This window comes from Cellulosimicrobium sp. AB352, from assembly GCF_049538415.1.
Lineage (GTDB): Bacteria > Actinomycetota > Actinomycetes > Actinomycetales > Cellulomonadaceae > Cellulosimicrobium > Cellulosimicrobium funkei.
Map to the genome: position 1 here is coordinate 72,237 of NZ_JBMVFX010000004.1, position 16,424 is coordinate 88,660.

General features: G+C 75.6%; 15 protein-coding genes. 8 read left to right on the forward strand and 7 right to left on the reverse strand.

The features are described 5' to 3' along the window. Positions 1–20: 20 nt before the first annotated feature. On the reverse strand, positions 21–818 hold the full coding sequence (locus tag ACPCUX_RS04275; protein ID WP_423388228.1) for a TIGR03089 family protein: 798 nt from the start codon (positions 816–818) through the stop codon (positions 21–23). Between the two features lie 178 nt (positions 819–996). On the opposite strand from ACPCUX_RS04275, the gene ACPCUX_RS04280 reads away from it, so the two are divergent. The 3 genes from ACPCUX_RS04280 to ACPCUX_RS04290 all read left to right on the forward strand — a co-directional run bounded on the left by ACPCUX_RS04280 (position 997) and on the right by ACPCUX_RS04290 (position 6,575). Continuing rightward, positions 997–1,326 carry a WhiB family transcriptional regulator gene (locus ACPCUX_RS04280; protein WP_021482334.1) on the forward strand — a complete coding sequence of 110 codons (330 nt, stop codon included), beginning with the start codon at positions 997–999 and terminating at the stop codon, positions 1,324–1,326. Between the two features lie 132 nt (positions 1,327–1,458). After that, positions 1,459–4,824: a glycosyltransferase gene (locus ACPCUX_RS04285; protein WP_409141595.1), complete on the forward strand. Its 3,366-nt coding sequence runs from the start codon at positions 1,459–1,461 to the stop codon at positions 4,822–4,824. Positions 4,825–4,829: 5 nt separating this feature from the next. Then, positions 4,830–6,575: a DUF5719 family protein gene (locus tag ACPCUX_RS04290; RefSeq protein WP_423388229.1), complete on the forward strand. Its 1,746-nt coding sequence runs from the start codon at positions 4,830–4,832 to the stop codon at positions 6,573–6,575. A 7-nt stretch (positions 6,576–6,582) separates the two neighbouring features. On the opposite strand, the gene ACPCUX_RS04295 is transcribed toward ACPCUX_RS04290, so the two are convergent. Beyond that, positions 6,583–7,161 carry a metallopeptidase family protein gene (locus ACPCUX_RS04295; protein WP_336244565.1) on the reverse strand — a complete coding sequence of 193 codons (579 nt, stop codon included), beginning with the start codon at positions 7,159–7,161 and terminating at the stop codon, positions 6,583–6,585. Between the two features lie 145 nt (positions 7,162–7,306). On the opposite strand from ACPCUX_RS04295, the gene ACPCUX_RS04300 reads away from it, so the two are divergent. Beyond that, on the forward strand, positions 7,307–7,660 hold the full coding sequence (locus ACPCUX_RS04300; RefSeq protein ID WP_009863301.1) for a DUF3499 domain-containing protein: 354 nt from the start codon (positions 7,307–7,309) through the stop codon (positions 7,658–7,660). A 1-nt stretch (position 7,661) separates the two neighbouring features. On the opposite strand, the gene ACPCUX_RS04305 is transcribed toward ACPCUX_RS04300, so the two are convergent. Beyond that, entirely contained in the window at positions 7,662–8,279 is a 618-nt protein-coding gene (locus ACPCUX_RS04305; protein ID WP_423388230.1) for a dTDP-4-dehydrorhamnose 3,5-epimerase family protein, read from the reverse strand. Between the two features lie 38 nt (positions 8,280–8,317). Here ACPCUX_RS04305 and rfbD point away from each other — a divergent pair, with 38 nt between their 5' ends. Beyond that, a complete protein-coding gene (gene rfbD / locus ACPCUX_RS04310; RefSeq protein ID WP_144722758.1) occupies positions 8,318–9,217 on the forward strand; it encodes a dTDP-4-dehydrorhamnose reductase in 900 nt (299 codons plus the stop codon). Here rfbD and rfbA read toward each other — a convergent pair. Further along, complete coding sequence (rfbA, locus tag ACPCUX_RS04315; protein ID WP_423388231.1) at positions 9,190–10,053, reverse strand: glucose-1-phosphate thymidylyltransferase RfbA; 864 nt, start codon at positions 10,051–10,053, stop codon at positions 9,190–9,192. The two genes, rfbD and rfbA, sit on opposite strands and share 28 nt — an antisense overlap. 121 nt (positions 10,054–10,174) lie before the next feature. On the opposite strand from rfbA, the gene rfbB reads away from it, so the two are divergent. The 3 genes from rfbB to ACPCUX_RS04330 are packed head-to-tail and all read left to right on the forward strand — an operon-like array spanning position 10,175 to position 12,869. Then, positions 10,175–11,170 (forward strand): dTDP-glucose 4,6-dehydratase, encoded by a 996-nt coding sequence (gene rfbB / locus ACPCUX_RS04320; RefSeq protein WP_034651713.1) that lies wholly within the window; start codon positions 10,175–10,177, stop codon positions 11,168–11,170. Positions 11,171–11,226: 56 nt separating this feature from the next. Beyond that, entirely contained in the window at positions 11,227–12,684 is a 1,458-nt protein-coding gene (locus ACPCUX_RS04325; RefSeq protein ID WP_423388232.1) for a phosphomannomutase/phosphoglucomutase, read from the forward strand. Then, positions 12,681–12,869: a hypothetical protein gene (locus ACPCUX_RS04330; protein WP_175009132.1), complete on the forward strand. Its 189-nt coding sequence runs from the start codon at positions 12,681–12,683 to the stop codon at positions 12,867–12,869. The genes ACPCUX_RS04325 and ACPCUX_RS04330 overlap by 4 nt, the downstream gene beginning before the upstream one ends. Positions 12,870–13,029: 160 nt before the next feature. Here the strand turns inward: ACPCUX_RS04330 and ACPCUX_RS04335 are convergent, their stop codons facing one another. From ACPCUX_RS04335 to ACPCUX_RS04345, 3 genes are all read right to left on the reverse strand, one after another. Next, positions 13,030–13,965 (reverse strand): glycine betaine ABC transporter substrate-binding protein, encoded by a 936-nt coding sequence (locus tag ACPCUX_RS04335; protein ID WP_034651706.1) that lies wholly within the window; start codon positions 13,963–13,965, stop codon positions 13,030–13,032. A gap of 97 nt (positions 13,966–14,062) precedes the next feature. Further along, positions 14,063–14,932, reverse strand: coding sequence for an ABC transporter permease (locus ACPCUX_RS04340; RefSeq protein WP_061267508.1), 870 nt, complete (start codon positions 14,930–14,932; stop codon positions 14,063–14,065). After that, a complete protein-coding gene (locus ACPCUX_RS04345) occupies positions 14,929–16,290 on the reverse strand; it encodes a quaternary amine ABC transporter ATP-binding protein (protein WP_255179369.1) in 1,362 nt (453 codons plus the stop codon). Before ACPCUX_RS04345 ends, ACPCUX_RS04340 begins: the two co-directional genes overlap by 4 nt. Between the last annotated feature and the right edge of the window lie 134 nt (positions 16,291–16,424).

Consider the following 16,424-nt stretch of genomic DNA (forward strand, 5'->3'; position numbering starts at 1 on the left):
TCTCGGCCCGGCCGAGCGCGTCAGCGGGTGACGCGCTCGGTCGACACGAGACGCTGGAGCCGCTGCTCGTCGGCCGACAGCGAACCGGCCGTGGCAGGGGAGAGCACGACCGCGGACCCGTCGGCGGCCAGGAGGGCGAGAACCTCGCGCAGCGTGGAGGCGACCGATCCGACCTCCAGCCCGACGAGGGCGCGCGGCCCCGGCCCGGCGTCCCCGACGCCCGCGGAGGGCTGCACGAGGCTCTCGTGGCGGACGACGAGGGGTCCGCCCGCGCGCGGGTCCACGAGCGCGTCCAGCGTCGGGTCCGGCTCGGGTGCCCAGCCGAGCTGGTCCCCGTAGCTCATCACCGCCGACGCGGCGTCGATCGCCCCGGGGGGCAGCGCGCCGTCGAACCGGCGTGCCAGGGCGGGGAGAGCCACGGCGACGAGCTCCGCGCCGGAACTCGTCCACACGTCAGGACGGTGGGTGACGACCAGGTCGGCGTGCGTGGTGCCCGGGGCGGTGGCATTCTCGTCGACCAGGACCACGGTGGCTCCCACGCGCCATGCAGCCAACGCCCAGACGACGGTGCGCCAATGCACGGGAAGATCGAGAACGACCCGCGTTCCGGGACCGGCGTCGAATTCCTCGACGAGCAGGTTCGTCGTCTTGTTGACCCAGTTCTCGAGCACCGCGCCGGAGAGCTCGACGCGCTCGCCTTCGTCCCCGTACCACGTGAGACGGGGTCGACCCGGGTCGCGCGTGACGAGTCGGAGCAGGTCAGAGACGTGGGCAGGACGGCCGTCGCGAGGGGCGCGGGCGTGGGGAGCGGTCACCATGGACACCACCCTAGGGCGCTGATATCGACACCCGAGATGTGGTGGTTTCACCCGGGCCCTCCGCGGGGCTATCACATTTCGGCTTGACGCCCGCGGATGACACGCGTGTAATTTCTTCAATGCAGTTTCCTGCCTGGTTCTCGCTCGAGGCCCGGCGAACGGCATGAAGGGGCGAGCAATGTGGAACATGCTGGACGGGACGGGCGGGGTCTTCCCCTCCGACGCTGAGCGAGAGGTGGAGCGCGTGGCACCGGTGCTGCCGCTCTTCGGTGAGCCGGTCGACGACTCGCTCATGGGGTGGCAGGAGCGCGCGCTGTGCGCCCAGACGGACCCGGAGGCCTTCTTCCCGGAGAAGGGCGGGTCCACGCGCGAGGCGAAGAAGGTCTGCACGGGCTGCGAGGTCCGGGCCGAGTGCCTGGAGTACGCGCTCGAGCACGACGAGCGCTTCGGCATCTGGGGCGGGCTCTCCGAGCGGGAGCGCCGCAAGCTCAAGCGCCGCGTCGTCTGACGACCGGGCCTCGGCCCGGAGGGCTCGTCGGCGTCGCCGACGGGTGCCGTCGTGACGGGTGGCCGACACCCGCCACACCGGGGCGCGCAAATGCCGCGCCTGGAGCCGTGTCCGTCGCATGATCGACGGGACATGACTTCCTCCGACCTCACCACGTCCGCGCGCAGCGCCCGTCCCGGCGACGTCACGCCGGGGGCCGCCGCGCGCGCCGCCGCCGTGCCGGGCGTCGTCGCGGCACCCGGGATCGTCGCCGCCGTGACGGGCGCGCTGCCCGTCGTGACCACGGTCACGGCGGTCGTCGTGACGCGCGGCCGCACCCCGTTCCTCGCCCACACGCTGGCGGCGCTGCGCGCCCAGACGACGAGCCCGCACGAGGTCGTCGTCGTCGACGCCGCGACCGGCGACGCGAGCAGCGAGCACCAGGGCCTGCAGCTCGGGGACGCGCGCTTCGTCGCGGCGCCGCGCGCCCGCTCGTTCGGCGACGCGGTCGACACGGCCCTCGCGAACGTCGAGCCGGGTACGTGGCTCTGGCTCCTGCACGACGACTCGGCCCCTGCGCCCGACGCGCTCGCCGAGCTGCTGCGCGCCGTCGAGCACTCGAGCGCGGTCGCGGTGGCCGGCCCCAAGCAGGAGCGCTGGGTGCCCGGCACCGACGCGCAGCCCGCGGCGCCGTTCGAGCCGGGCACGGTCAGCCGCCTCGTCGAGGTGGGCGTGACCACGACGCCGCTCGGCCGCCGCCTGACCGGCATCGACGAGGACGAGGTCGACCAGGGGCAGCACGACGCGCGCGAGGACGTGCTCGCCGTCGGGCTCGCCGGGGCGCTCGTGCGGCGGTCGGTGTGGCAGGAGCTCGGCGGGACCGACCCCGAGCTCGGTCCGTTCGGCGACGGCCTGGACCTGTGCCGGCGGGCGCGCCTCGCGGGTCACCGGGTCGTCGTCGTGCCGTCGGCCGTGGTGCGGCACGCGCAGGCCTCCCTGCTCGGCCTGCGCGAGCGTCGGCGCGGGACGACGGCGCTCCCCGCCCCGGACCCCGACGCGTCGTCGGCGGCGCGCCGTCACTCCCAGCTCCACGCGCGGCTCGTCGGCGTCGCGGCACCGTGGCTCCCGTTCGTCGCGCTCGCGATGGTCGTCGGCGCACCCTTCCACGCCGCGTTCCGGCTGCTCGTGAAGCAGCCGGGGCAGGCCCGGGACGAGCTGCTCGCGCCGCTGTGGGCGCTCGTGCGGGTCGGGCCCGTCGTGCGGGCGCGCCGCGTGGCGCGCCGGACCCGGACGCTCCCGCGCCGAGCGCTGCGCCCGCTGCGCGGCACGTGGCGCGAGGTGCTCGTCGAGCGGCGCGACCGCCGGCTCGCGCGCGCCGAGCAGCGGCGCACCGCGTGGGCGCCGACCGACATCGAGCGGCGCGAGCTGCGCGCCCTCGCGGTGCGGCGTCGGGCCGGGCTCGCCGGGGCCGCCGTCGTGCTGGCGGGGTTCACCGCCGTCGTGTTCGGGCCGCTGGCGGGGGCTCTCCTCGCGGGCGGTCGGCTCGTCGGCGGCTCGCTCCTCCCGGCCACGGGGACGCTCGGGGACGTGTGGCGTGCGGCGACGACGGGCTGGGTCACCACGGGGCTCGGCGCGCCCGCGCCGGCGGACCCGTTCGTGTCCGCGCTGGTCCCGGCGTCCCTGCTCGCCGGCGGCGCCACGCAGACCGCCGTGAACCTCCTCGTCCCCGCGTGCTTCCTCGCGGCCGGGCTTGGCGCGTGGTTCGCCGCGGGCGCGGTCACGCGCTCGGTGCCGCTCCGGGCCTGGGCGACGCTCGTCTGGGTCGCCGCTCCCGCGCTCCTCACCGCCGTGGGTGCCGGCCGGGTCGGCGCCGTCCTCGTGCACGCGACCCTCCCGTGGCTCGCGCTCGCGGTCGTCCGCGCGCTCGGGCTCCAGCGGCTCGACGTCGTCGCGCCCCCGACGCAGGACGTCGTCCGCCGGGGCGCGCGCCGCGAGCCGGGGTCGCTCGCGGCCGCCGCCACCGCGGGCCTGCTGTTCGCGGTCGCCGTCGCCGGGGCGCCCGTGCTCCTGCCCGTCGGTGTGGTCGTGCTCGTCGTCGTGGCGCTCGGGGTCCGGGCGCACCGCCGCTACCTCGCCCTCGTCCCCGTGCCGGCCCTCGTGCTCTTCGCCCCGTTCCTCGTGCACGTGGCCCGCACCGCGGGCGACGGCGGGTGGCGACTGCTGCTCGCCGACCCGGGCGCGCCGGTCGCGGCGACGCCCGCCGCGCCGTGGCAGCAGCTCCTGGGGCTGCCGACCGCGCCCGAGGCGTGGTTCGGGCTCGACGGGGGCGGCGCCGGCGACCTCCTGGCGCGCTGGGCCCCGTTCGCCGCCGGCGCGGTCGTCGTGGTGCTCGCCGTGCTCGCCGTGCTGCGCGGCCGCCGTCTGGCCGTGGGGGCGTGGTTCGTCGCGGCGCTCGGGCTGGCCGCCGCCGTCCTCGCCGGGTCGACCGTCGTGGCCGCCGGGGCGTCGCCCGACGCCCCGGTCACGGGGTGGCCCGGCGCCGGGCTGTCCCTCGCGCTCCTCGCCCTCCTCGGTGCCGCGCTCGTGGGCGCCCCGCGGTGGCCCGGCGCCGGGGCCCCGGCCTGGCGCTCGGGCGCCGTCGTCGCGCTCGCGCTCGTCGTCACCCTGCTGCCCCTCGGGGCCGCCGCGTCCTGGACCGTGGGCGTGCTCGACCGCGACGACGCCCGGGTCGGCTCGGTCGTGGCCACGACCGAGCCGGTGGTGCCGCCGGTCGGCCGCCAGATGCAGTCCTCGCCGCGCCAGGCGCGCGTGCTCACCCTGGAGCACGGTCCGGGTGGCGTCGTCGAGTACGCGGCGCTGCGCTCGGACGGTCCGCAGGCGGTCGACTCGTCGGTCGTCGTGCACGCGTGGCAGGCGGCCGACCCCGCGGTGACCGAGGGCGAGCTGCCCCGGCTCGTCGCGGAGCTCGTCTCCGGGACCTCCGCGGACGTCGCCGACGGCCTGGGCCGTCTGGGCGTCGGGGCCGTGCTCCTGCCCGCGTCCGCGCCGGAGGACCAGGCGCGGGCCGAGCTCGTCGCCCGGCTCGACATGGTGCCGGGGCTCGAGCGCATGACGGAGGGCCGCTCGGCGCTGCTCTGGCGCGTCGTGCCCGAGGGAGGCGAGCCGTCGTGGGCGCGCGTCGAGTCCGGCGCGGGCGTCGAGCCGCTGGCCGCGGACCGCGACGCGCTGCGCCCGGTCGTCACGACCGTGCCTGAGGGGGCCGAGGACCGGCAGGTCGTCCTCGCGGAGGACGCGTCGTCCGGGTGGCGCGCGACGCTCGACGGCCGCCCGCTGGAGGCGGTCGACCCGGCGACGACCGGCGGGTTGCAGGCCTTCGCCCTCGGGACCGACGCCGGGCGGCTCGAGGTGTACCACGCCGCAGACCACCGGTCCGGCTGGATGGCGGCGGCGGGCGTGACCCTGGTCGTGTACGTGCTGCTCGCGGTGCCGGTCCGGCGCCGTCGCGCGGGAACGAGGTAGGAACGGTGACGACGACGAACGGGACGAGCCCCGACGAGGCTCCGGAGACGGACGCGCGCCCCGGGCGCGCCCGGGCGGTGGTGCGCCGCGTCACGACGACGGGCGCCGGGCTGGTCGGCATCCTGGCGGTGGGCGCGGTCGTCGTGCTCGGGAGCACGGGCGCGGCGCTCCTGCCCGCGGCACCGGCCCCGGCGGACCCCGTCGAGGAGGTCACGGTCGAGCCCGCCCAGGAGGTCTCGGTCTGCCCGGGCCCGGCGCGGCTCACCGACCCCGAGACGGTCGGTGACGCGCAGTTCGGTCCCGCCCCGGTCGGCACGACCAGCCGCCTGCGGGCAGTGGTCGAGGGCGAGGGGGCCGCCGGGCTCGGCGTGCTCGACGGCGGCGACCTCGAGGAGCAGGAGCTCGCGCCCGGGCCGGGCGCCGACGTGACCGTGGGCGACGTCGAGGACCCCGCGCACGGCACCATCCTGTCGGTGCGCCCTGCTCAGGACTCGTCCCCGCGGGTGGCCGCGTCCGTCGGCTCCGTGACGACCGACGGCGACCTGCGCGGGCTCGCCGCGGCGAGCTGCTCGCGGCCGGGCATCAGCCAGTGGCTCGTGGGCGGGAGCACCGAGATCGGCAGCAGCTCCCAGCTCGTGCTCCAGAACCCCGGCCTCACGCCCGCGGTCGTCCAGGTGCAGGTCTGGGGGCAGGGGGGCGAGGTCGTGCTCTCCGGGGGCGGGCAGCAGCTCGTCGGTCCGGGGCAGGAGGTCGTGACCCTGGTCGAGGCGGCGGCCCCCGAGCAGCGCCGCCTGGTCGTCCACGTGGCCGCGTCGGGCGGCCTCGTGTCGGCGTACCTGCAGCACTCGACGCTCGACGGCCTCGTCCCGCTCGGCGTCGACCACGTGGTCCCGGGCGCGGAACCGACGACGGACCTCGCGCTGGCGGGCGTCACGAGCGTCGGGGAGGCGGTCGACGACCCGCACGCCCCGCAGCTGCGCCTGCTCGCCCCGGGCGAGGAGGCCGGGAACGCGCGCGTCACGGTCTACGGCGAGGACGGCGCGGTGCCCCTGCGCGGGGCCGAGGAGATCACGCTCACGCCCGGCGTCGTCACGGACGTGTCGCTCGGCGGCCTGCCCGCGGGCGCGTACGCCGTCTCCGTGCACGCCGACGTCCCCGTCGTCGGCGGCGCGTCCGTCGACCGCCGCGGCGAGCCGGACCCCGACCTGCTCCACGAGGAGCGGCAGTACGACCGCGCCTGGGTCGCGGCGCGACCGCTGCCGCCCGTGAAGGACGCGGCGAGCGCCGACGAGAGCGCCGGGTCCGCCGACGACGCGTCGCCCGCCGGTCAGGTGGCGCTCGTCCCGGGCACGTCCTCCGCGCTGACGCTCGCCGCCGTCCCCGCGGCGCGTGCCGACGAGGACGAGCCGACGGGCTCGCTCGAGCTCCTCGTGCGCGTCTACGACGAGAGCGGCGCGGAGGCGGGCACGACGACCCTGACGCTCCGCGCGGGCACGACGCAGACGCTCGACCCGGCGACGGTGCGGGCAGAAGGGTCGGAGGCCGTCCCCGCGGCGGTGACGGTCGACGTCGTCGGGGAGGACGAGGGCCTGCTCCCCGTCTGGTCGCTCACGGCGAGCGCAGGCCCGCCGAGCGGCGACGAGGGCGACGGCGCGCCGAGCCTCGTGTCGGTGCTCCTGCCGGTCACGGAGGCGCCCGCCGCGCACGAGGTCGCGGTCCGCGCGTCGGACACCGCCGGGCTCGGACGCTAGGCGACGGTCAGCGGTCGCCCGTGTAGCGCGGGTCGATCTCCTCGGGGGTGCGGGCCAGCAGGTGCGCGACCTGCTCGACGAGCACGTCGCGGACGAGGTCCTCGAGGTCCTCGGCGTCGAACGCGCGCGCCTCGACGGGCCGCCGGTAGACCACGATGCGGGCGGGCTGGCCCGACTCGGCCGGGAAGCACCGGCCGAGCGGCACGCCGCCGTCCTCCCAGGGCGCCGGGTCCGACGGCGGGACGTCCTCCACCGCGAACTCCGTCCCGCGCAGCTGCTTCGCCCACGAGCGCTGCACGCGCTCCACGACGTCGAGCACGACGTCGTCGAACTTCTCCGCGCGCGTGCGGCTCGCGGGCGCGGTCGGCGGCAGGAGAGGACCCCGGATGCCGCGTCCCCGGCGGTCGCGCCGTCGGGGCACCGGGCCGTGGCCGCCCGGCCCGGGGGCGCGCGGCGGGATGACGAGCTCGTCGAACGAGACCGGGGGAGGGGTGACGGCGCTGCGACGCGACCAGCGGTCGCGGGCCCGGCGCCCGGCGCCGGCCGGGTCGGGGCGCGAGCCGGGGGACGATGAGTTGCCACGCACACCCCGACTCTAGTCGGCCGCCGCCCGACGCACCGGGGCTCGTCGGGCTCCGGTACGAACCCGGCCGCGACCAGCCACGGCCCGGAGCGGGGGCGGACGGCGTGTGCCGTCTCCAGGACCCCTCCGGAAGGCGTAAGGTCAGGCCGTGAGATCCGTCAGGCAGTGCTCGCGCACGGCGTGCGTCCGTGCCGCCGTCGCGACCCTCACCTACGTCTACGCCGACTCCACGGCGGTCCTGGGCCCGCTCGCGCACCTCGCCGAGCCGCACAGCTATGACCTGTGCGCCGAGCACGCGGAGCGGCTCACCGCGCCGCGCGGCTGGGAGGTCGTGCGCCTGTCGCCGCAGTTCGTCGAGACCGGTCCCAGCGACGACGACCTCTCGGCGCTCGCCGACGCCGTCCGCGAGGCGGGCAAGGTCCGCACCGAGCCGGAGCCGCCGGACGTCACCGAGGTCGGGCGGCGCGGGCACCTGCGGGTCCTGCGCGCCGAGGCCGACTGACCTACCCCTGCAGCGTCCGGACGAACGCGGCGACCTCGTCCGCGCGGGGGAGGGCTCCGGCCGCGAGCGCCTCCCGCAGGGACGGCGCCGCCGCGTCCTTCGCGGAGAACGACGGCACGAGGGCGCGCCCGTCCGGGCCGGTGGTCGGCCACTCGATGGCGAGCTCGGGGTCGGTCGGGTCGACGCCGTGCTCCCGCTCGGGGGCGTACCCGCTCGAGCACAGGTAGACGACCGTCGCGCCGTCCTCGAGCGCCATGAACGCGTGCCCGACGCCCTCGGGGAGGAACACGGCCCGGCGCTCGTGGGCGTCCAGCAGGACCGCGTCCCAGCGCCCGAAGGCGGGCGACCCGATGCGGAGGTCGACCACGACGTCGAGGACGGACCCCGCGACGCACGTCACGTACTTCGCCTGCCCGGGCGGGACGTCGGCGTAGTGGATCCCGCGCACGACGCCCGCCCTCGACACCGAGGCGTTCGCCTGGGCGAGGTCGAGGTCGCGCCCCGTCGCCTCGCGCAGGGCCGCGGCCGTGAACCACTCGAGGAAGACCCCTCGGTCGTCGGCGTGCTGGCGCGGCAGCAGCTCCCACGCGCCGGGGACGGTGAGCTCACGGACGTTCATGGTGCTCCTCGGTAGGGTGCCGTGCGGAGGTGGTCGTGGTGCGGTGGGCGGTGACAGGGGCCGGCGGGATGCTCGGGGCCGAGGTGGTGGCGCTGCTGCGCGCCGGCGGGGAGCCCGTGCGCGCGCTCGACCGCGCGGCGCTCGACGTCACGGACGGGGACGCCGTCGCGCGCGCGCTCGCCGGCGCGGACGTCGTGGTGAGCTGTGCGGCGTACACGGCCGTCGACGCCGCCGAGGCGGACGAGGCGACGGCCTTCGCCGTCAACGCCGTCGGGGCCCAGCACGTCGCCCGCGCGGCGGTTCGCCACGGGGCCCGGCTCGTGCACGTGTCGACGGACTACGTCTTCGACGGCGGGCCCGCCGCCGTCGGGGTCCCGTACGCCGAGGACGCGCCGCTGGCGCCCCGGTCCGCGTACGGCCGGACGAAGGCCGCCGGGGAGTGGGCCGTGAGGACCGAGCACCCGGACGCCCTCGTGGTCCGCACGGCGTGGCTCTACGGCGCGCACGGCGCGTGCTTCCCGCGGACGATCGCCCGGGTGGCGCGCGAGCGCGGAGCGCTCGAGGTCGTCGACGACCAGGTGGGGCAGCCGACGTGGGCGCGGGACCTCGCCGACCTCGTCGTGCGGCTGGTGCGGTCCCCGGCGCCGGGCGGCGTCTACCACGGCACGGCGCAGGGCCGGGCGTCCTGGTGGGACCTCGCCCGCGAGGTCGTCGCCGCGACCGGGCTCGACCCGGCGATCGTCCGCCCCGTCCCCAGCGCCGCGTCCGCGCGCCCCGCGCCGCGGCCGGCGTGGTCCGTGCTCGGTCACGAGGCGCTGCGCCGGGCCGGCGTCGAGCCCGTCGGCGACTGGCGCGAGCGCTGGGTCGTCGCGGCGGCCGACGTGCTCGCCGGAGCCTCGGCCCCGGGCGCTCACGCGTCGAGCAGCGACAGCAGGTAGGTGCCGTAGCGCGACCGGCCCAGCGCGGCCGCACGCTCGCGCAGGCCGTCGTCGTCGAGGAAGCCGCGGCGCCACGCGACCTCCTCGGGGGCCCCGATCTTCAGGCCCTGCCGGTTCTCGATCGTGCGGACGAAGTCGCTCGCGTCGAGGAGCGAGTCGACCGTCCCGGTGTCGAGCCAGGCGGTCCCGCGCGGCAGGACCTCCACCTGGAGCCGGTCCTCGCGCAGGTAGTGCAGGTTGACGTCCGTGATCTCGTACTCGCCGCGCGCGGAGGGCCGCAGCGAGCGGGCGACGTCGACGACGTCCGCCGAGTAGAAGTACAGGCCCGGCACCGCGTAGCTGCTCCGCGGGTGCACGGGCTTCTCCTCGATGCTCAGGGCGCGTCCCGACCCGTCGAACTCGACCACGCCGTACGCCGTCGGGTCCGAGACGCGGTAGGCGAAGACGGCGCCGCCGTCGATCTCGGCGAACCGCTGGAGCCGGTCGCCGAGGCCGGGCCCGTAGAAGATGTTGTCGCCGAGGACGAGCGCGGCGGAGTCCCCGTCGAGGAAGTCCGCGCCGAGCACGAACGCCTGGGCGAGCCCGTTCGGCTCCGCCTGCACCGCGTAGGAGATGGAGATGCCGAACTGCGAGCCGTCGCCCAGCAGGCGCGTGAACGCGGCGGCGTCGTGCGGTGTCGTGATGACGAGCACGTCCCGCACCCCGGCCAGCAGCAGCGTGGAGAGCGGGTAGTACACCATCGGCTTGTCGTAGACGGGCAGGAGCTGCTTGCTCACCCCGAGCGTGATCGGGTGCAGGCGCGTGCCCGCGCCTCCTGCCAGGACGATCCCCTTCATCCCGGCAGGCTCTCACGACAGCCCCGTGCCGCGGCGGGTGAAATGCCGCCGCGGACCCCGGGGCCGGGGCCCGCCGTCGATAGACTCGCCGCGCCAGGAGGACGGATCGAGGAGGTCGGCTGTGCGGGTGCTCGTGACCGGCGGCGCCGGCTTCATCGGGGCGAACTTCGTGCATCGCACGGTCGAGACGCGGCCCGACGCCGCGGTGGTCGTGCTCGACGCCCTCACGTACGCGGGGGACGCGCGGTCCCTCGACCCGGTGCGCGACCGCGTCGAGCTCGTCGAGGGCGACGTCGCGGACGCCGACCTGGTGGACCGGCTCGTGGGCGAGGCCGACCTCGTGGTCCACTTCGCCGCGGAGTCGCACAACGACAACTCCCTGCGAGACCCGTCCCCGTTCGTCCGGACCAACGTGCTCGGCACGTTCACCCTGCTCGAGGCGGTGCGCCGCCACGACGTGCGGCTGCACCACGTCTCGACGGACGAGGTGTACGGCGACCTCGAGCTCGACGACGTCGCGCGCTTCACGGAGACGACCCCGTACAACCCCTCGTCGCCCTACTCCTCGACGAAGGCGTCGAGCGACCTGCTGGTGCGGGCGTGGGTGCGCTCGTTCGGCGTGCGCGCGACGATCTCGAACTGCTCGAACAACTACGGGCCGTACCAGCACGTCGAGAAGTTCATCCCGCGGCAGATCACCAACCTGCTCGACGGCGGGCGTCCCAAGGTCTACGGGGCGGGCGCGAACGTGCGGGACTGGATCCACGTCGACGACCACAACGACGCGGTGTGGGCGATCGTCGAGCGGGGCGCCGTGGGCGAGACCTACCTCGTCGGGGCGGACGGCGAGCGGTCCAACCTGCAGGTCGTCCAGGACCTGCTCGAGATCTTCGGCCGCGACCGTGACGACTACGAGCTCGTCGCGGACCGTGCGGGGCACGACCTGCGCTACGCGATCGACGCCACGCGGCTGCGGACCGAGCTGGGGTGGGAGCCCGCCTTCACCTCGTTCGGCGACGGTCTCGCCCGGACGGTGGACTGGTACCGCGAGCACGAGGAGTGGTGGCGCCCGGCGAAGGCGCGGACCGAGGAGCGGTACGCGGCGGCCGGGCAGTAGCACGCGCAGCAGCCGTCGCCGTCGCACGCGGTGCACCCGCGGATAGGGTGGGTCGCGTGAGCACCGACCTCTCCCACCTCATCAAGGCGTACGACGTCCGCGGCACCGTCCCGGACCAGCTGAACCCGGAGGTGGCCCGGGCCGTCGGCGCGGCGTTCGCGCGGGCCGTGGTGCTGCCGGAGGCCCCGGCCGGCACGCGGGCCAGCGCCGTGCTGGGGCACGACATGCGCGACTCGGGCCCGGAGCTCGTCGACGCGTTCGCCGCGGGGCTCACGGCCGCGGGGGTGGACGTGACGCGCATCGGGCTGTGCTCGACGGACGGTCTCTACCACGCGTCCGGGGTGCTGGGCGTCCCCGGGGCCATGTTCACCGCGAGCCACAACCCCGCCGTCTACAACGGCATCAAGCTGTGCCGCGCGGGCGCGCGCCCGGTCGGCCAGGACACGGGCCTGATCGACGTACGGACCCTCGCGGAGGGGTACCTGAACGGCGGTCTCCCGCCCGCTGCCGAGGAGCCCGGCACCGTCACGGACCGCGACATGCTCGCGGAGTACGCGGCGTTCCTGCGCGGCCTCGTCGACCTGTCGGGCATCCGTCCGCTCAAGGTCGTCGTCGACGCCGGCAACGGGATGGGTGGGCACACCGTGCCGGCCGTGCTGGGCACGGGCGCGGGACTGCCCGCCCTGCCGCTCGACGTCGTGCCGCTCTACTTCGAGCTCGACGGCACGTTCCCGAACCACGAGGCGAACCCGCTGGACCCGAAGAACCTCGTGGACCTGCAGGCGGCCGTGGTCGAGCACGGGGCCGACCTCGGGCTCGCGTTCGACGGCGACGCCGACCGCTGCTTCGTCGTGGACGAGCGCGGCGAGCCGGTCTCCCCGTCCGCCGTCACGGCGCTGGTCGGCCTGCGGGAGGTCGCGAAGGAGCTCGAGGCCGGGCGCACCCCCACGGTGATCCACAACCTCATCACCTCGCGCGCCGTCCCCGACTTCCTCGGGGCGGCCGGCGCGCGCACGGTCCGCACGCGCGTGGGCCACTCGTTCATCAAGGCGCAGATGGCGGAGCACGACGCCGTGTTCGGGGGCGAGCACAGCGCCCACTACTACTTCCGCGACTTCTTCTTCGCGGACACCGGGATGCTGGCGGCGATGCACGTCCTGGCCGCGCTCGGGTCGCAGCCGCACGCGCTGTCCGACCTCGCGGAGATGTACGAGCCCTACGTCGCCTCGGGGGAGATCAACTCGACCGTGGCGGACGTCCCGGCGGCGCGTGCGCGCGTCGTCGAGGCGTACGTGACCCAGCAGGGGGCCGGCCCGGTCGAGGTCGACGAGCTCGACGGCCTGACGGTCTCGCACTGGGGCTCCCACCCGCAGTGGTGGTTCAACCTGCGGGCGTCCAACACGGAGCCGCTCCTGCGGCTCAACGTCGAGGCCGCTGACGAGGACATCATGGAGAAGGTGCGCGACGACGTCCTGTCGCTCGTGCGCACGGACGACGACGAGGAGCGAGCATGAGCCTGCAGATCGACCCCTGGGTGCGCGAGGCGCTGCGGTGCCCGGTGACGGGCGCCCGCCTCGTGGACGGGACGGGCCCGTCCGGGGAGCCGGAGCTGCACTCGACCGACCCGGAGCGACCGCTGGCCTATCCCGTGCGCGACGGCATCCCGGTCCTGCTGGAGGACGACGCGCGCGAGCTCTGAGGGCGCCACGCCCCGCTGCACGACCGAAGGCCGGCCCCCGCCAGGGAGCCGGCCTTCGGCGTCGGGCACCGAGGGTGCCCGCACGGCTGCGGCGAACCGGGACCGCAGCCCGTCCGGGACGGGCCCTGCCGGGCCCGTCGGAGCGCGGGTGGTCGGGGCGTCAGACGCCCGCGGCCTCCTTGAGGTCGTCGACGAACGTCGGGTTCTCCTCGAGCCACGCCTCGACGGCGGCCTGCTCGTCGGCGTACTCGTCGGAGTTGAACATCATGTTCTCGAGCGAGAACAGCTGCTCGTCGTCGAGGGAGAACGCGCCGAGCATCTTCGTCAGCGTCGGGTAGCGCTCCTCGAAGTCGGACGAGCCCCACATGTGGATCTTCTCCGCCTCGCCGAGCGCGCCCTCGGGGTCCTCGAGGTCGCGGACGGGGAACTCGTCGTAGGCCCAGTGCGGGCGCCACAGCGTGACCGCGATGTTCTCGCCGCTGTCGGTCGCGCCCTTGAGCTCGGCGAGCATCGCGGGGGTGGAGGAGATGGAGTAGTCCATGTCCTCGAGGCCGTAGGTGGGGATGACCTGGTCCTGGGTGATCTCGGTCAGGCCGGCGCCCGCCTCGATGCCGACGAGCTTGTTGCCGTACTCGTCGGACATGGCCGCGAGGTCCTCGAGGGACTGCGCGGGGGAGTCCTCGTTCACCGCGATGGTGAGCTTGGCGTCGTCGTACCAGTAGCCGAGGTCGGTGATCTCGCCGCCGTACTTCTTCTCGTACGACGCGTGCGTGTAGGGCAGCCAGACGTCGAGCGTGAGGTCGAAGTCCCCGCCGACGAGGCCGGTGTAGACGACGCCGACGTCGGCGGTCTGCGTCGACACGTCGTAGCCCTCGTCCTCGAGGATGGTGGTCCACAGGTGGGAGACGGCGATGCCCTCGTCCCAGCCGGACGGGATGCCGATGGAGACCGACGTCTCGTCCTCGCCGGTGGAGGAGGCGCCGTCGCCGGAGCCGCCCGAGCCGGAGTCGGACGCGCAGCCGGTGAGCGCGAGGCCGAGGACGGCGGTCGCGGCGACGGCGGCGGTGCGGGTGGTGCGCTTGCGTGCGGGGGTCATGCGTTCCTTCCGTGGGCCGGGGGGCCCGGTCGGGGTGCCCGACGGCGGGTGCGTGGGCGGGGTCCCGGCGTGCGGCCGGGGACGGTGGGTGGCGCGGTCAGACGCGCGCCGCGGCGAGGGCGCGCGCCACGGGGGCGCGGTCGCCGAGCGCGGAGGTCACGCGGTCGAGGAACATCGCCAGGATGACGACGGCGAGGCCCGCCTCGAACCCGAGCGCCACGTCGACGCGCTGGAGCGCGGCGACGACGTCCTCGCCCAGGCCGCCGGCGCCGACCATGCCGGCGATGACGACCATGGAGAGCGAGAGCATGATGACCTGGTTGACGCCCGCCATGATGGTCGGCAGGGCGAGCGGGAGCTGGATCTGGCGCAGGATGCGGCCGGGGGTCGAGCCGAACGCCTGCCCGGCCTCGACCACCTCCTTGTCGACCTGCCGGATGCCCAGCTCGGTGAACCGGACGCCGGGCGCCATGGCGAAGACGATCGTCGCGATGATCCCGGGCACGGGCCCGGTGAGGAAGATGACGACGGTCGGGATGAGATAGACGAACGCCGGCATCGTCTGCATGAAGTCGAGCACGGGCCGCACGACGGCGGAGACGCGGTCGTTGCGCGCGGCCCAGATGCCGAGCGGGATCGCGATCGCGATCGCGAGGACGGCGGACAGCAGGACGAGCGCGAGGGTGTCCATCGCGTTGTCCCACTGGTTCACGCCCGCGATGAGGACGAAGCCGACGAGCGTGCCGACCGCGAGCCGCCAGCCCTTGACGAAGAACGCCAGCGCGGCGAGGGCGATCGCGACGACCCAGAACGGCGGGCCGGAGAGCACGGCGTCGAGCCCGTCGTAGACGCCCACGAGGACGTCCTTGATGAACCGGAAGAGCGGCCGGAACGTGGTGGTGACCCAGCCGACGAAGGCGTCGACCCACTCGCCGAGCGGGATGCGGGGGACGAGGGTGTCGTTCACGCGGCACCGCCTTCGGTCGGGGCGGCCGCGAGCGGGGCGGGGCCCTCCGCCGGCGCGTCCTGGACGACGGGCGTCTGCCCGAGGTCGATCTCGCCGGTCTTCGGCTGGTCGCCGGGGACCATGGCCTCGAGGAGCGTGACGCGGGGGACGACGCCGACGAGCCGGCCCTGCTCGTCCGTGACCGCGACGGGCAGCGGCGACTCCGCGGCGGGGGCGAAGACCTCCGCGAGCGGGGTGTCGGGGGAGACGGGCGCGACGCCCTGGCGCACGAGCCCGTCGAGGCTGTCCTGGCCCTTCTTCAGGGCGGCGACCGCGTCCTCGTCGCGCACGACGCCCTGGAGGCGGCGCTGGCGGTCGACGACGTACGCGGCCGAGACCTGCGCCTCGCGCATCGTGCGGCTCGCCTGGCGGGGACCGCCGGAGAGCGGGACGACGACGGCGGGGCGCACCATGACGGACGACGCCGTGAGGACGCGCGTGCGGTCCACGTCGGCGACGAACTGGGCGACGTAGTCGTTCGCGGGGTCGGACAGGATCTGCTCGGCGGTGCCGATCTGCACGATCCGGCCGTCGCGCATGACGGCGATCCGGTCCCCGAGGTGCATCGCCTCGTTGAGGTCGTGCGTGATGAAGACGATCGTCTTGCCGAGCGTCTGCTGGAGCTCGAGGAGCTGCTCCTGCATCTCGCGCCGGATGAGCGGGTCGAGCGCGGAGAACGCCTCGTCCATGAGCAGGACGTCGGTGTCGGCGGCGAGCGCGCGGGCGAGCCCGACGCGCTGGCGCATGCCGCCGGAGAGCTGCGAGGGCAGGGAGTCCTCCCAGCCGCCGAGCCCGACGAGGCCGAGCGCGGTGCGGGCCTTCTCGCGGCGCTCCGCCTTGCCGACGCCCTGGATCTCCAGGGGGTAGGCGGCGTTGTCGAGCACCGTGCGGTGGGGCAGGAGCGCGAAGTGCTGGAAGACCATCGACACGTGCTTGCGGCGCAGCGCGCGCATCTGCTTGGCGTCGGCCTGCGCGAGGTCGGTGCCGCCGAGCAGCACGTGCCCGGACGTCGGCTTCCACAGCCCGTTGAGCATGCGGATGAGCGTCGACTTGCCGGAGCCCGAGAGGCCCATGACGACGAAGATCTCGCCCTGCTTCACGTCGAACGACGCGTCGATGACCGCGGCGGTGCCGAGCGGCTTGACGTCGTCGCGGCTCGCGCCCTGCTCGAGGCGGCGGATCGCCTCGACGGGGCGGCGCCCGAAGACCTTGTAGACGTCGCGGACCGAGAGCGCGGTCGCGCGGTCGTCGGTGCCGACGGTCGCGGCGCCGGCGTGCGCGGCCGGGTCGGTCGGCACGGGTGTGCTGAGAGCTGTCATGCGGTGGGTGTCGCCACCTTCCGGTCGTGGACCAGCGTCACGCCCCTCCGGAGCACCCGGGTGCGGGCGCTCGACGAGAGGGCACGGCAGGAGGCCCCGGGTGCGAGGACGTCCTCCCTGGGGTGGCGCGTCCG

What these genes read in the sequence shown, in the direction of transcription:
- ACPCUX_RS04335 (WP_034651706.1), bottom strand. Translation starts at nt 13,965, where the DNA reads ATGACCCCCGCACGCAAGCGCACCACCCGCACCGCCGCCGTCGCCGCG.
- ACPCUX_RS04345 (WP_255179369.1), bottom strand. Translation starts at nt 16,290, where the DNA reads ATGACAGCTCTCAGCACACCCGTGCCGACCGACCCGGCCGCGCACGCC.
- ACPCUX_RS04285 (WP_409141595.1), top strand. Translation starts at nt 1,459, where the DNA reads ATGACTTCCTCCGACCTCACCACGTCCGCGCGCAGCGCCCGTCCCGGC.
- ACPCUX_RS04305 (WP_423388230.1), bottom strand. Translation starts at nt 8,279, where the DNA reads ATGAACGTCCGTGAGCTCACCGTCCCCGGCGCGTGGGAGCTGCTGCCG.
- rfbA (WP_423388231.1), bottom strand. Translation starts at nt 10,053, where the DNA reads ATGAAGGGGATCGTCCTGGCAGGAGGCGCGGGCACGCGCCTGCACCCG.
- ACPCUX_RS04280 (WP_021482334.1), top strand. Translation starts at nt 997, where the DNA reads ATGTGGAACATGCTGGACGGGACGGGCGGGGTCTTCCCCTCCGACGCT.
- ACPCUX_RS04275 (WP_423388228.1), bottom strand. Translation starts at nt 818, where the DNA reads ATGGTGACCGCTCCCCACGCCCGCGCCCCTCGCGACGGCCGTCCTGCC.
- ACPCUX_RS04330 (WP_175009132.1), top strand. Translation starts at nt 12,681, where the DNA reads ATGAGCCTGCAGATCGACCCCTGGGTGCGCGAGGCGCTGCGGTGCCCG.